Raw genomic sequence first — 13,620 nt, 5'->3', positions numbered from 1 at the left:
GCCATTTGCATTGGATTCAATTTCAACATATAAAAATACATGTTGTCTACAATTGCAATATGTGATTTTTATAACGAGGGAGGATTTGCATGACCCAATACACAAACGAAGCCGTTATTCGCTGCGATGGCATCTGGAAGATATTCGGGGACCGCTCGGCGCAAGCGATGAAGGCGGTGGTCGAGGATGGGCTGAGCAAGGACGAAATCCGCCGGCGCTATGATTGCATCGTGGGTGTGCGCGACGCTTCTTTCGCGGTTGGGCGGGGCGAGATTTTCTGCATCATGGGCTTGTCGGGTTCTGGTAAATCCACGCTTATCCGGCACATCAACCGCTTGATTGAACCGTCCGCGGGTTCGGTCGTGATCGAGGGGCGGAATGTGGGCGAGATGGGGGCGAAAGAGCTTCGCGCCCTGCGGGCCGAGAAAATCGGCATGGTGTTCCAGAACATGGCGCTGATGCCGCATCGGACGGTCAGCGAGAATGTCGTGTTCTCGCTGGAGGTGCGCGGCATCGGTGAAGCGACCCGCCGAAAGGTGGCGCAGCAGGCGATCGATGCGGTGGAACTGACCGGTTGGGAACGCAAATATCCCGATGAGTTGTCAGGGGGCATGCAGCAGCGCGTGGGGCTGGCCCGCGCGATCGCGGCCGATCCGACGATCCTGCTGATGGACGAGCCGTTCTCGGCGCTTGACCCGCTGATCCGGCGGCAGTTGCAGGATACGTTCATGAAACTGTCGGCCGAGCTGCACAAGACCACGGTGTTCATCACCCATGATCTGGACGAGGCTATCCGGATCGGTGACCGGATCGCGATCATGAAGGACGGCATTCTGGTACAGGTCGGTACGCCGGAGCAGATCGTGACCGAACCCGCCGATGATTATGTCGCGGATTTCGTGGCGGGGATCTCGAAGCTGGATCTGGTGACGGCGGCGCGGGTGATGCAGCCGCTGGAACAATACCGGCAGGCGCATGGCATGGCCGATCCGATAAACTGGCCGGTCGCACATCCCGATGACAAGCTGAACGCGCTCGTCGATCTGGCGGTGACCAGCGATAATCCCATCCTGGTGCAGGCTGATGGCGCCGATCTGGGAGTGGTGACGAAAAGCGCGCTGTTGCGCGGCATTCAGGGCCGTCAGGATGCGGGAACCGAAACCGGAGGACGGGTCTGATGGCTGAAGACGAAGCTTTCAACTGGTTGAATCCCTTCGCCTCTATCGATCTGGATATCGACGGGCGAACGGATGGCATCAAGCAATGGGCGATTGCCAATCGCGATACCATTCAGCCGATCAAATCCTTTTTCGACGGGCTCATCTCACTGATCGATACTACCCTGCAATCGGTGCCGCCGACAATCATGCTGATCATCGTCGTGCTGCTGGCCTGGCAGGCCGCCGGACGCCGGGTCGCGGTGCTGGTCGGCGCTTGCCTGCTGGCATTGGGACTATTGGCGCCGGGAGCATGGGGGCTGGCGATGACCACACTGGCCATTGTCATCTCGGCTGTGCTGCTTTGCGTGGTGATCGGCCTGCCGCTTGGCATCCTTGCCGGTAAGAGCGACGGTTTCGAGGCGGCGATCCGCCCGGTTCTGGACACGATGCAGACCATCCCGGCCTTCGTCTACCTGGTGCCGGTGGTGATGTTGGTCGGCATCGGCGATGTCTCGGGCGTGATCGTGACGATCATTTTCGCCATCGCGCCACTGATCCGGCTGACCTCACTGGGCATCCGCGGTGTGAACTCCAGCGTGGTCGAGGCGGCGCGTGCCTTTGGCGCGACTCCGCGGCAGATCATGTTCAAGGTCGAGTTGCCGCTGGCCACGCCGACGATCCTGGCCGGCCTGAACCAGACGATCATGCTTGCCCTGTCGATGGTGGTCATCGCCTCGATGATCTCGGTCAAGGGGCTCGGCAACGAGGTCCTGCGGGCGATGGGCCGGCTGGATGCGGGCAAGGCCATCGTCGGAGGCTTGGGGATCGTATTGCTGGCAATCGTCCTCGACAGGATCACCCAGGGATTGGGCCGCTCGGGCCGCGAGCGCGGGCATCGCCACTGGTGGCAAAGCGGACCTGTCGGGCTGATCCTGCGCCTGACCGGACGCAAATCCGAAAAACCGCAATGACGGCGCAACAAGGGAGAAAAAAGATGAAACACATCATGCTGACGACGACGGCGCTGCTGTCGCTGGCGACTGGCACGGCCTTTGCGCAGGACATGCCGGGCGAAGGGGTAACGGTGCATCCGGTCATCCAGCCCCTGCTGGAAGAGATGTTTCAGGCACGGGTTCTGTTCCGGGCGCTTGAGGATCTTGGCTATGAGGTCGAGGAGCCGCAGGAGGTACTGGCGCAAACCGCGCATCTTGCCATCGGGACAGGAGATGCGGATTTTTACCCGGCGAGCTGGAACCAACTGCACGACACGTTCTATCAGGAGGCCGGCGGCGACGAAGTGATGAGCAAGGTCGGCACGCTGATCGAGGGTGCGCTTCAGGGCTATCTGGTGGACAAGGCCAGCTATGACGAGGGCATCCAGAATCTCGGCGATCTGAAGGATCCCGAGGTGGCGGCACGTTTCGATGCGGATGGCGACGGCAAGGCCGATCTGGCGGGCTGCGTGCCGGGCTGGGGCTGCGAGCGCGTGATCGAGCATCAGCTCGACGAGTTCGAATTGCGCGATACGGTGACCCATAATCAGGGCGAATATACGGCGATCATCGCCGACACCATCGCCCGGCAGCAGAATGGCGATCCGATCCTGTATTTCACCTGGACACCCTATTGGGTCTCGGGCGCTTTGGTGCCGGGTGAGGATGTCGAATGGCTGGAGGTGCCGTTCTCGGCCCTGCCTGACGGACAGGAGGGCGAGACGGTCTATGACGGCAAGGATCTCGGCTTTGTCGTGGACAGCATCCGGGTTGTCGCCCGGAACGACTTCCTTGAAGAGAATCCGGCAGCCGCGAAACTGTTCGAACTGGCGGCGATCGACATCAATGACGTGTCGGCCGAGAACAAGCTGATCGCCGATGGCGAGGATTCATCCGAGGATATCGACCGCCATGTCGATGACTGGATCGCTTCGCATCAGGAGGAATATGACGGCTGGCTGGAGGCCGCGCGAGGAGCCGCGAAGTGACGAAACCGGATGGGCGCCGAAAGGGTGCCCAACCCGGCATTCATGATCGTGCCGTTCCAGGCAGTGCTGCGCCTGAAACAGCGCATTTCGTGTTCCTGCTGGTCGAGAATTTCTCGCATCTGGCGTTTTCCTGTGCGCTCGAACCGCTGCGCATCGCCAATCTGGTGTCGGGCGAGGAACTGTATCGCTGGTCTTTGATCTCCGAGAATGGCAAGACCGCCGTCTGTTCGAACCGGTCGGTGACATTGGCCGATCGCGGATTAGAGCCGCTGGATCGCCATGACCGGCTTTACGTGATCTCTGGTTTGCACGTTCAGGATCGTATCTCCGCTGAAACGCTGAACTTCCTGCGCCGCGAAAAGCGGCGCGGTGTTGCCATCGGCGCGATCTGTTCGGGTGCTTATGTCCTTGCGAAAGCCGGGTTTCTGGATGGCGTGGAAACCGCAATTCATTGGGAATATCACGATCTGTTCATGGAAAAGTTCCCGGAGGTGCGACTGGTCCGCAACGTTTTCGTCGCCAATGCTCCGCATGTGACGGCATCGGGCGGCACCGCTGCCGCCGACCTGATGCTGCACCTGATCGCCCGTGATCACGGAGCGGAGCTTGCCGCAACCGTCGCGGACCAGATGGTCTACAATGCCGTACGCGAGGGAACCGCGGCACAAACGGTATCGCTTCAGTCGCGGCACGGTATGCGGAACGAATATCTGGTCCGCGCCATCAGGATCATGCAGGACCATATCGAGGAACCACTGGCACCGCAATTGATTGCTCGTGAAATCGGCATCTCGGCCCGCCAGCTCGAGCGTCTGTTCGGCAAATACCTGAACACCACTCCCAAACGCTACAGCATGGAACTGCGGCTGGACCGTGCGCGCCGTCTGATCCTGCAATCCGAAGATTCATTATCGCAGATAGCGATGTCATGCGGTTTTACCTCGACTTCTCACTTTTCGAAGGCTTTCCGCATGCGGTTCGGCGTTTCGCCAATCAAGCATCGCAGCAAACTGTCGTGAGATTGAAGATAAATCAGCGAACGGAAATAGATAATCTGATTACTGGCGGGCTGGCATGCGTTCGATCAAACCGCCGGTCCCGCCTCGGGCCGGGGCCTGCCTGCTACTGAATTGCGGCTTTTCAGAGGAACACTGGAAGTCTGCTCTGTGCCGACCACAGATCGAGACTGGTGAGAGCATCGATCCGCGGGTCATTCCGATTTGATCGCCGCGAGGTTCGCCAAACTGGCATGACGGATCAGGCCCAGGGTCCGGCCCCTCTGCGCTTCCCCGAAGCCGGAATGCGGCTGGCGGCGGTGGGCTGGTCAGCGGCAACGGGGCGCTGCCGGCGTTGCCCCGCCATCGCGCGCAGAGCGGCAATGCGGTTCCCGGTTGCAGGATGGGTGGCGAAGAGATTGTCGTGCTTATGCGCGTGCAGCGGGTTGATGATGAACATATGCGCTGTCGCCGGGTTGCGCTCGGCCGCGTGGTTGTCGATCCGGGCTGCGCCCATGGCGATCTTTTCCAGCGCCGAGGCCAGCCAGAGCGGCTGGCCGCAGATCTCGGCCCCGGCCTTGTCGGCGGCATATTCCCGCGTCCGGCTGATCGCCATCTGCACCAGCGCGGCGGCGAGCGGGGCAAGGAACATCATCATAAGCGTGCCCACCAGCCCGAGCCGTTCCCGCGATCCGCCGAAAAACAGCGCGAAATTGGCCAGCATCGAAATCGCACCGGCGAAGGTGGCGGTAACGGTCATGATCGCGGTGTCGTGGTTGCGGATATGGGCCAGTTCATGGGCGATGACGCCGGCCAGTTCCTCGCGGGTCAGGCTGTGTATCAGGCCCGATGTCACGGCCACCGCGGCATTGGCGGGGTTGCGTCCGGTGGCGAAGGCGTTGGGCTGCGGCGTGTCGATCAGATAGACCTTGGGCTCGGGCAGGCCGGCATTCCGCGCCAGTTCGGCTGTCAGGGCATGAAGCCCCATCCGGTCGCCGGGTGTCACCGGCTGGGCGTTGTGCATACGCAGGACCATGCGGTCCGAATTCCACCAGGTAAAAACGTTCATCGCAGCCGCAACCACGAGCGCGATGACCGCGCCGCCCGATCCACCGATCAGATAACCCACGCCCATGAAGAGCGCGGTCATCGCCGCCATCAGCATCGCTGTCTTTACATAGCCCATAGATATCTCCGGACCTCCATCTTCAGGTAATGGAAATATGGAGAGGGTTCCGGCATGTGCAAGCATCTGCGCCTGACGCACTGGCAAGCCGCACTTCCTGGATGCGTGACCGGATGAATGACCGGGGCAGGCTTTGCGGGTCCGAGGCGCCCGGTGCCCGATCAGGTTGTTGCAAGGCAACGTGTCGCTTGGAGCCCAAAACCGACGGCAGCAACTGGTCCTGGTCAGGAAGGCATTGCGGCATCGTAGCAAACAAACGCCAGCTTGTTGCCGTCCGGATCGCGGACATAGGCACCATAGAATCCGTCTCCATACTGAGGACGCCGCCCGGGCGCTCCTTCACATGTTCCACCATTTCGAAGTGCCAAGGCGTGAAGTTGGTCGGTGAGATCAGGTGCACATAGAAAGGCTGTCATCGTTCCATTTCCGGCACCGGCATTATCGCCGTCGAAAGGGTAACCTGTGAAGAAGCGCGGGAAATATTCATCATCAGCCTTACCCCAGGATGCCGAACGTTCATCTCTCCAGCACTGATCGAGGTTCATCGCCTCGAAAAGCGGATCATAGAATGCCAAGGCGCGTGGCAGATCAGTGGTTCCAACCATCGTGTAGCCAATTCCATGCATTGCTATGCTCCTTACCGATCAAGGATTTGTCAGTATTCTGACACAGCACATCTGTGCGATCAACGGCAGCAATGTTCCGCAAACCGCTCGGTCGAGGCGACCTGAACTCTGCGCTTCACATGCAGGGTGGGCCTGGGGAAGCTGTGCCAAACCGGCTTTTTACCAGCACTCTGTCGCCACGCAATCCGAAGCCGGCAGGCAGTGACGTCAAGGAGGGCATTCCCTGCTCGGTGATGGCTGGTTAATGGTACTGACGCCAGCGCAGCCAGCCGCAAAGCTGCCGACATGCCGGATACCCCGCCGCACCCAGCGATGATAACGGTTGTAAACCGTGATGGACGGGCTGTATCCGCCCGGAACGTCCCGCCGCCGCGACCGGTCTTCAACACATGCGGAATGCCCAGGATAACTCTACGATCGTCCACCCACGGTTTTCCGGCCCGGCGATGCGGTTCGATCGCTTTTCAGGATTCGTTGGAAAGCCAAAACAGATGCTTGCTGGTCAGGTTAACTGCTCCTATCCTGATATGGCGACAGATTAATATAATTGATCAACATCCTGAATGAGTTTCCAACCTGGCGCCATTGGTGAGAGTTTCGGCGGTGCGGGCATTTCCGGAGTGAAAGTTTCCCAAATCCCTTTCGCCCGGGTTCCAATCGTGTGAGGTCGAGGAAAGAAGCTGAAAGGGAGACCAAAATCATGGCTATCGGCATCTGGATCAGTCTGTTTCTTTATTTCTGCCTGATGATTGCGATCGGTGTCTATGCGGCGCGGCGGTCGACATCCAATTCGGAAGAATATATGTTGGGTGGCCGCCAGCTGGGCCCTGCAGTGGCCGCGCTGTCGGCAGGTGCATCGGATATGAGCGGCTGGTTGCTGCTGGGCCTGCCCGGTGCGCTTTACGCCGCCGGTCTTGTCGAGGCCTGGATCGGTATCGGCCTGTTCGTCGGTGCATTGGTTAACTGGATCGTCGTCGCCCCGCGCCTGCGGGAGCAGACGGAGCGTTACGACAACGCGCTGACCGTGCCACAGTTTCTGGCGAACCGGTTTCCAAGCCGCGCGCTGGCGCTGCGCATGACGTCGGCCATTATTATCGTGGTGTTCTTCGCGGTTTATACGGCTTCGGGGCTGGTCGCCGGTGGCAAGTTATTTTCCAGCGCTTTCGGTGATCTGTTCAATATTGGTGGGATGAGCGATTACGCGGTTGGCGTCTGGTTCACCCTGATCATCGTTCTGACCTATACGGTGATCGGCGGATTCCTCGCGGTCAGCCTGACGGATTTCGTTCAGGGTTGTATCATGATGCTGGCGCTCGTGATCATGCCGGTGGTCATTCTGACGACAGGGCAGGGCGAAGGCATCGGACAGGCGGCGGCAACCGTTACCGCGATAAATCCCGACTTCCTGTCGCTATTCAGCGGCCTGACCTTCTTCGGCTTCCTGTCGGCGGTAACCTGGGGGCTGGGTTATTTCGGGCAGCCGCATATCATCGTGCGCTTCATGGCCATCCGTTCGGTTCGGGACGTTCCCACGGCCCGCAATATCGGCATGGGCTGGATGGCCATTTCGTTGATCGGGGCGGTCAGTCTTGGGATTTTCGGACGTGCCTATGTCGAACGGACGGGCATGACGCTGGATGATCCCGAAACGCTGTTCATCGTCCTGTCGAACCTGTTGTTCCATCCGCTGATGACCGGGTTTCTTTATGCTGCCTTGCTGGCGGCGATCATGAGCACGATTTCCAGCCAGTTGCTGGTTTCGTCTTCGTCACTGACCGAGGACTTCTATCGGTTGTTCCTGAATCGCGAGGCGAGCGAGAAGCAGTTGGTGATGGTCGGCCGAATCTGTGTTCTGGCGGTCGGCATCGTGGCGGCGCTGATCGCCGGAGATCCGGAATCCAATATTCTGGGGCTGGTGGCCAATGCCTGGGCGGGATTCGGCGCCGCATTCGGCCCCTTGATGATCCTGTCGCTGACCTGGGACAAAATGAGTGGGACCGGTGCGGTCGCCGGGCTGATCACTGGCGCGGTAACTGTCATGATCTGGATAGCACTTGGCTGGAATGCCAGCTTTCTGGGCGGGCCGGGCATCTATGAGATCATTCCCGGTTTCATCCTGTCATGGGCGGCAATCGTAATGGTCAGCCGGGCCACCGAGACGGCGGGGGAATACCGTCCGCTGACCTGAAATCTGAAGGCATCCTCCAACAAGGTTGGATGCCTTCCTTCCCGGAAAACGCCGTTTCGAATGGATGGCGGCTTTCTTTCACGGATGTCGGCAAGGTATCGGCGTTCATCACCGGCACCGTGTCAGAACGGTACTGATAATATTGTGATTGTGCAGTCATCGATCATCCGGAATGAATGCCTGCAAGATGAACACTACCTTTCAATTGCTTCGGTGATGCGGTGGGATAGTGTGTTGTTCAGAAAAAATTTTCTGGCTATCCAGGCTGCCGTGCGAATACGGCGCAGGGTTTCGCTTTTCTGCTCCCTCGAACTTCCTGCCATAGAGCCGGGCCGCCGATGAAATCCGCGCCTGTGCGAGCCGGATGAATGTTGAAGCGATTTCAAAGCCGCAAGTCGAAGGGCAGATTAAATGCAAGGCCCTCTCGTGAGAGAGGCCCCTGCCAGACATGCCTTTATGCTTGCCAATCAGGGATTGGCTCTCTCGGCATCGATCTCTATTTTGAGTTTTGCGCGCTCGGCCTTGGCGACTTCCACCTCGTCACGGAGACGAGTGACTTCCTCACGCTTCGTCTGGATTTCCTGGGTGAGTTCACGAAAGCGCTTTAGTTTGGGATTTGCTGCCATTTTCTGGTCCTTTGGTGGTTAACAGGCTAGCTTCCGGCCATGATGCGTAGCTGCCGGATTGACTATACCCTTAAAGCGTTTTGCTCGAAACCCTATGCGGCGGAGCCTTGCGCAAACAGTCATACAGCAGCCATGCCGGCTGTTGGTCACATCCGGATAAAACGGGGTAACGATACCCGTTGCGACACTGGGGCTTTCCGGCAGGGTCGGCCGCTTGGTGCCGGACATGGGGTATCAGGCTCAGCGGCGACGGCATTGGCCGGACGTCCGGACCGCGCCGGACATCCCCGTGCTTGGATCGTCAGGCGAGCCAGTTCAGATAGGCCTGTGTGCCGCCATTGCGGGCGGCGGCCAGCGCTGAGCGGATATCGACCTCTGCCGCGGCACTGGCATCGGACAGAACCTGCACCAGAATGTCGCGGACCAGTTCCGCCTGGCCTTCCATCAGGTTGCAGGGATCGAGCTGGAAATAATCCTTCTCTATCTTGTGTCCACGCACGATCAGCGGGGGATCGCTGCGGCCAAGGATTTCTGCGAATTGTGCGGCCGATGCACCCGCTTTGGCCGGATCGATCCATATCTGTAGCCGTTCCAGAGGGTTATCGGTTGGATCGGGAACCCGGATCGGCGTGATGCCGGGCAGATCGGTCAAGGCTGCCTGCCACATTTCAAGCGCGTGGGTTTCGGCGGCCCGGATGGCGTCGTGGTCGCGTTCCATCCATTGCTCCATTGCGGCAATGGTACCGGCGATGCTTTCCTTGCCGATCTTCATGCCGCGGCCGATGCCGATATTCTGCAGATAAGTGGCCCGGACCAGATCCTTTCGGCCAGCGACGATGCCCGAGGTGGGGCCGCCCAGGAATTTGTGTCCGGAATAGATGACGATATCGGCGCCTTTTGCCAGAAAGCCTTTCAGATCGTATTCGGAGGCCGCGTCCACGATGACCGGCACTCCTTTGGCATGCGCGATCCGGACGAAAGTGTCGAAGGGAAGCATTCCGTAATCGACGACATGATGTGAAACCACGTAAAGCGCGGCGGCACAGCTGTCGTCCAAAGCGGCCTCAAGCTGATAATCCTTGACCAGAGTCGCCTGTCCGACGATCCGCGTCTCTGCCCCAGCCAAAGCGATGGCCTGCGAGATCGAAGCGCCATATTCGCACAGATGGCCCATTTGTACCGCGACCGCATTGCGCGGACCGGAGTGTGCGGGCAGCGCCTCGGCGCGCGCCGGATCCATGCCGGTAATTGCGCCAGCCACCGCAAGCGTGATCCCGGCGCTGGCGGAAGCCGTCAGAAAGCCTGCTTCGGATCCGGTCAGCCGGGCGATCACCTCTGAAGCGCGTGCCTGCATCTCGTGGATACGGGCAAAGCGAGGCATGGCGGCCGCGGTCGCGGTTGCGACGCGCTCTGTTGTGATCGATCCGCCAAGTGCGGTCATCGTCCCCGAGACATTGACGATCCGGTCATAACCGTTGGCGTCATGCCAGGACCAGTCGGCCGTGTATTCGGAATTTTTGCGCATGGTACTCTCTTTTGATCCTTGTGATGAATTCCATAACTGCGATAGTTATGCCGAAATTGTGGATATTGTTGGGAGTGCGATGTGATGGGCATTGAAGCGGCAGAGGAAACAGACACGCCTGCGCGCCGATCGCGCAGGAGCGGCATGGATAGGGCGCTGCAGATCCTCGACATCCTGACCGAGTGGCACCGCCCGATGACCGCCTATGAACTGGCCAAGATGGCCGGAGCGCCGCCCTCGACGGTTTACAAGTTGATTGATGAGCTCGAGGAAAGGATGATGCTGTCGCGCAGCGGTGATGGCCGTGTCTGGCTGGGGCCGCGCCTGATGCGCTACGGTCTTGCCTATCGCGCCCGGATGAGCGCCTTCAGCGAGGCCGAACGGGCGATGTTTGCACTGAATGAACAGGTGGGCGAGATGGTGCAGATCTGCGCCCGCGACGAAGGCATGATGCAGGTGATTGCGATGGCCGAGGGCACCGGGCCGTTTCGCGTCACTTCGGATGTCGGAACGCGGGTGCCGTTGAACTGGACGGCTTCGGGACGGCTGCTGATCGGACATCTGCCCGATCATGCGCGGCTGGCCGTGTTCCGCGACTGCGCGCGGCCGTCGAATACCGGGCTGGCCGAGACCGATCCGGTCAAACTGGCCCAGATGTCGCGGGCCGATTTCCTTGAAGGGCTGTCGGTCCAGATCGACACCTCCGAGGATCAGGTGGCCTGCATCGCCGCGCCGGTTCGGGGGCAGGACGGCACCTGTGAACTGACCTTGTCTGTGGTCATGCCCAAACATCGTGTGCCCGAGAAGTTCGAGCTGGTTTCGCGCAAGGTGCGCGAGGCCGCAAGGTCGGTGGAAAGGGCGCTTGGCGTGCATCATCGCGGTTGATCGTCGGCGGGTTGGGGCGATATTTCGAAAATCGCCTCGATCTCGACCGGGATGCGGTTGGGCAATGATCCGACCCCGAAGGACGACCGCGCATGAATGCCGTTTTTACCGAAGATCTGGGCCAGCAGATCCGAGGCGCCATCGATGACGAAAGGGTGTCGCTCGAAATCTGGGTCGGCATTGACCAGTCCCAGCAGCTTGACCACGCCACGCACCCGATCCAGAGAGCCAAGCGCGTCGCGCAGTGCCGACAGAATGTTGAGCGCAACCAGTTTCGCATGTTCGCGGGCTTCCTCGGCCGTCACTTCGCTTCCGACCTTGCCACGGATCAGCGTGCCATCGGCGTGAACCGGTCCCTGTCCCGAGACGTAGATCATGTTGCCCGAACAGCGGATATTGCGAAAAGACCCGATCGGCGAAGGGGCGGCCCCGGGGAGGGTGATGCCCAAAGCGGTAAGGCGGGTCTCGGGGGTGGTCGCTAACGCGTCAGTGTCCATAAAGGTCCTCGGTTCTCTTGCAGTAACTTTGGTGTTGGCCGTCCAGAACATGCGCGTCAGGTATGCCCGAGGCGCAAAGTTCGGCGGCATGCGGGCAGCGGGTGCGGAAGACGCAGCCCGACGGAGGGACCAGCGGGCTGGGAATATCGCCTTCCAGAAGCGTTCGGGTCCGGGCGGCGCGCGGATCCGGCCTTGGGATCGCTGAATTCAGTGCCCGTGTGTAGGGATGGGCCGAGACGTGCTGGATGGCGTTCGTTGGCCCGATTTCCATCAACCTGCCCAGATACAGTACCGCAACCCGATCGCAGAGATAATTCACTACCGACAGGTCATGGGCGATGAACAGCATGGTCAGATTCCGCCTTTCGCGCAGATCAAGCAGCAGGTTCAGCACCTGCGCCTGAATCGACACGTCCAGCGCCGAAACGCTTTCGTCGGCGACGATGAATTCCGGTTCCAGTGCCAGCGCCCGCGCAATTCCGATGCGCTGCCGCTGCCCGCCCGAGAAGGCGTGCGGATAACGGTTCATGTGATCGGGGCTGAGGCCGACCTCTTCCAGCAGCGCCGCCACCCGGTCGCGGCGCTCGCGCCGCCTGCCGATACCGAAGGCGCGCAGCCCCTCGGCGATCAGGTCGCCGACCTTCAGCCGTGGGTTCAGCGAGGATACGGGATCCTGAAAGATGATCTGCATTCGCCGGCGCATGTCGCGCATGCTCCGGTCGTCCAGTCCGGTGATATCGGTGCCATCGAAGCGGATTTCGCCGCTGGTCGGCTCGACCAGCCGCAGAAGCGTCCGGCCCAGGGTCGTCTTGCCCGAACCGCTTTCGCCGACGAGCCCCATGATCGAGCCGCGGGGAATGTCGAAGCTGACATCTTCGACCGCGTGAACGGTGCCCGAGGCTGTCTCGAACCGCTTGGTCAGGTTGCGGATTTGAAGCAGTGCGTCGCTCATGCCGCCCCCGCAAAATCGAAGATGCAGGCGGACAGGTGACCATGCGCCTTTTCCTCAAGGGAAACTTTCTGCCGGCATTCCGGCTGTGCATGGCTGCACCGTGGCGCGAAGGCGCATCCCGGCGGAAGCGCCGCCAGGGCAGGAACCGAACCGGGGATCGGCACCAGCCGTTCATCCGCCGGCAGATCTTCGCGGGGGATCGATGTCAGCAATCCTTGCGTATATGGGTGGCGGGTATGGTCGAACAGGTCCAGAACCCCGGCCTGCTCCACGACTGCGCCCGCATACATGACCGCGACGTCATCGGCCATTTCCGCCACAACGCCCATGTCATGGGTAATGAACAGGATCGACATGCCCAGTTCACGCTGAAGTCTGCACATCAGGTCAAGAATTTGCGCCTGAATGGTGACGTCCAGCGCCGTCGTGGGCTCGTCCGCGATCAACAGATCGGGGTTGCAGATCAGGCCCATGGCGATCATCACCCGCTGACGCATGCCGCCCGATAATTCATGTGGGTAGGCCCTGGCACGGGCTGCAGCGCCGGGGATTTCGACCAGCTCCAGCATCTCGATCACCCGCTTGTCGCGCGCGGTGGCCGAAAGATTTCCATGCAGCAGAAGCATCTCGCCGATCTGGTCGCCGATGGTAAAGAGCGGATTCAGCGATGACATCGGCTCTTGAAAGATCATGGACAGGCCAGGACCGCGCAGGCGGCGATAACCAGCCGCGTCCAGCCGGGTCAGATCGGTGATCTTGCCGTCGCGGCCACGGAAATTCAACCGGCCCGACAGAATTCTGCCCGATGGCGGCAGCAGCCCCATCAGTGCCAGCGAGGTGACAGACTTGCCTGATCCGCTTTCACCCACCAATGCCAGCGTTCGGCCCCGGGCCAGGGTAAAGCTGACATCGCGCAGGGCGGTGACGGCCGCGGGGCCGCGGCCAAAGCCGACCCGCAATCCCTCGACTGACAGGATCGTTTCGTCAGGCATCTCCATC

The 13,620-nt window shown here is 60.5% G+C and carries 13 protein-coding genes; 6 read left to right on the top strand and 7 right to left on the bottom strand.

What is annotated here, in order from left to right:
- Positions 1–89: 89 nt before the first annotated feature.
- Genes Q0601_RS07395 through Q0601_RS07380 form a run of 4 tightly spaced genes read left to right on the top strand, consistent with a single transcriptional unit; the run spans position 90 to position 4,160 of the window.
- Positions 90–1,178: a quaternary amine ABC transporter ATP-binding protein gene (locus Q0601_RS07395; protein ID WP_305288711.1), complete on the top strand. Its 1,089-nt coding sequence runs from the start codon at positions 90–92 to the stop codon at positions 1,176–1,178.
- On the top strand, positions 1,178–2,131 hold the full coding sequence (locus Q0601_RS07390) for an ABC transporter permease (protein ID WP_305288709.1): 954 nt from the start codon (positions 1,178–1,180) through the stop codon (positions 2,129–2,131). Before Q0601_RS07395 ends, Q0601_RS07390 begins: the two co-directional genes overlap by 1 nt.
- Positions 2,132–2,154: 23 nt before the next feature.
- Positions 2,155–3,141, top strand: coding sequence for a glycine betaine/L-proline ABC transporter substrate-binding protein ProX (gene proX / locus Q0601_RS07385; protein ID WP_305288707.1), 987 nt, complete (start codon positions 2,155–2,157; stop codon positions 3,139–3,141).
- A 38-nt stretch (positions 3,142–3,179) separates the two neighbouring features.
- Positions 3,180–4,160: a GlxA family transcriptional regulator gene (locus Q0601_RS07380; RefSeq protein ID WP_305288774.1), complete on the top strand. Its 981-nt coding sequence runs from the start codon at positions 3,180–3,182 to the stop codon at positions 4,158–4,160.
- 238 nt (positions 4,161–4,398) lie between these two features.
- Here the strand turns inward: Q0601_RS07380 and htpX are convergent, their stop codons facing one another.
- Both htpX and Q0601_RS07370 read right to left on the bottom strand, forming a co-directional pair.
- Positions 4,399–5,322: a zinc metalloprotease HtpX gene (gene htpX / locus Q0601_RS07375; RefSeq protein WP_305288705.1), complete on the bottom strand. Its 924-nt coding sequence runs from the start codon at positions 5,320–5,322 to the stop codon at positions 4,399–4,401.
- Between the two features lie 224 nt (positions 5,323–5,546).
- The gene (locus tag Q0601_RS07370) at positions 5,547–5,948 is read right to left on the bottom strand and encodes a VOC family protein (protein ID WP_305288703.1); all 402 of its coding nucleotides are present in this window, start codon (positions 5,946–5,948) and stop codon (positions 5,547–5,549) included.
- A gap of 700 nt (positions 5,949–6,648) precedes the next feature.
- On the opposite strand from Q0601_RS07370, the gene putP reads away from it, so the two are divergent.
- Entirely contained in the window at positions 6,649–8,136 is a 1,488-nt protein-coding gene (gene putP, locus Q0601_RS07360) for a sodium/proline symporter PutP (protein WP_305288701.1), read from the top strand.
- Positions 8,137–8,603: 467 nt separating this feature from the next.
- On the opposite strand, the gene Q0601_RS07355 is transcribed toward putP, so the two are convergent.
- Both Q0601_RS07355 and Q0601_RS07350 read right to left on the bottom strand, forming a co-directional pair.
- Positions 8,604–8,762 (bottom strand): hypothetical protein, encoded by a 159-nt coding sequence (locus tag Q0601_RS07355; RefSeq protein ID WP_305288699.1) that lies wholly within the window; start codon positions 8,760–8,762, stop codon positions 8,604–8,606.
- Positions 8,763–9,063: 301 nt separating this feature from the next.
- Positions 9,064–10,287: an aminotransferase class V-fold PLP-dependent enzyme gene (locus Q0601_RS07350; RefSeq protein ID WP_305288697.1), complete on the bottom strand. Its 1,224-nt coding sequence runs from the start codon at positions 10,285–10,287 to the stop codon at positions 9,064–9,066.
- Between the two features lie 144 nt (positions 10,288–10,431).
- Here Q0601_RS07350 and Q0601_RS07345 point away from each other — a divergent pair, with 144 nt between their 5' ends.
- Positions 10,432–11,172, top strand: coding sequence for an IclR family transcriptional regulator (locus Q0601_RS07345; RefSeq protein ID WP_305288695.1), 741 nt, complete (start codon positions 10,432–10,434; stop codon positions 11,170–11,172).
- On the opposite strand, the gene Q0601_RS07340 is transcribed toward Q0601_RS07345, so the two are convergent.
- The 3 genes from Q0601_RS07340 to Q0601_RS07330 are packed head-to-tail and all read right to left on the bottom strand — an operon-like array spanning position 11,160 to position 13,619.
- Complete coding sequence (locus Q0601_RS07340; protein ID WP_305288693.1) at positions 11,160–11,669, bottom strand: RidA family protein; 510 nt, start codon at positions 11,667–11,669, stop codon at positions 11,160–11,162. The two genes, Q0601_RS07345 and Q0601_RS07340, sit on opposite strands and share 13 nt — an antisense overlap.
- Positions 11,659–12,621, bottom strand: a complete 963-nt coding sequence (locus Q0601_RS07335) for an ABC transporter ATP-binding protein (RefSeq protein WP_305288691.1) — start codon at positions 12,619–12,621, stop codon at positions 11,659–11,661. The genes Q0601_RS07340 and Q0601_RS07335 overlap by 11 nt, the downstream gene beginning before the upstream one ends.
- Positions 12,618–13,619 (bottom strand): ABC transporter ATP-binding protein, encoded by a 1,002-nt coding sequence (locus tag Q0601_RS07330; protein ID WP_305288689.1) that lies wholly within the window; start codon positions 13,617–13,619, stop codon positions 12,618–12,620. Before Q0601_RS07330 ends, Q0601_RS07335 begins: the two co-directional genes overlap by 4 nt.
- Position 13,620 lies beyond the last annotated feature (1 nt).

It is taken from the genome of Paracoccus wurundjeri, assembly GCF_030678915.1.
In the GTDB taxonomy this organism is placed as follows: domain Bacteria; phylum Pseudomonadota; class Alphaproteobacteria; order Rhodobacterales; family Rhodobacteraceae; genus Paracoccus; species Paracoccus onubensis_A.
The sequence above is the reverse complement of the archived record's forward strand: the minus strand, read 5'-3'. Positions and strand labels throughout refer to the sequence as shown.

What these genes read in the sequence shown, in the direction of transcription:
- Q0601_RS07395 (WP_305288711.1), top strand. Translation starts at nt 90, where the DNA reads ATGACCCAATACACAAACGAAGCCGTTATTCGCTGCGATGGCATCTGG.
- Q0601_RS07390 (WP_305288709.1), top strand. Translation starts at nt 1,178, where the DNA reads ATGGCTGAAGACGAAGCTTTCAACTGGTTGAATCCCTTCGCCTCTATC.
- proX (WP_305288707.1), top strand. Translation starts at nt 2,155, where the DNA reads ATGAAACACATCATGCTGACGACGACGGCGCTGCTGTCGCTGGCGACT.
- htpX (WP_305288705.1), bottom strand. Translation starts at nt 5,322, where the DNA reads ATGGGCTATGTAAAGACAGCGATGCTGATGGCGGCGATGACCGCGCTC.
- Q0601_RS07370 (WP_305288703.1), bottom strand. Translation starts at nt 5,948, where the DNA reads ATGCATGGAATTGGCTACACGATGGTTGGAACCACTGATCTGCCACGC.
- putP (WP_305288701.1), top strand. Translation starts at nt 6,649, where the DNA reads ATGGCTATCGGCATCTGGATCAGTCTGTTTCTTTATTTCTGCCTGATG.
- Q0601_RS07355 (WP_305288699.1), bottom strand. Translation starts at nt 8,762, where the DNA reads ATGGCAGCAAATCCCAAACTAAAGCGCTTTCGTGAACTCACCCAGGAA.
- Q0601_RS07350 (WP_305288697.1), bottom strand. Translation starts at nt 10,287, where the DNA reads ATGCGCAAAAATTCCGAATACACGGCCGACTGGTCCTGGCATGACGCC.
- Q0601_RS07345 (WP_305288695.1), top strand. Translation starts at nt 10,432, where the DNA reads ATGGATAGGGCGCTGCAGATCCTCGACATCCTGACCGAGTGGCACCGC.
- Q0601_RS07340 (WP_305288693.1), bottom strand. Translation starts at nt 11,669, where the DNA reads ATGGACACTGACGCGTTAGCGACCACCCCCGAGACCCGCCTTACCGCT.
- Q0601_RS07335 (WP_305288691.1), bottom strand. Translation starts at nt 12,621, where the DNA reads ATGAGCGACGCACTGCTTCAAATCCGCAACCTGACCAAGCGGTTCGAG.
- Q0601_RS07330 (WP_305288689.1), bottom strand. Translation starts at nt 13,619, where the DNA reads ATGGAGATGCCTGACGAAACGATCCTGTCAGTCGAGGGATTGCGGGTC.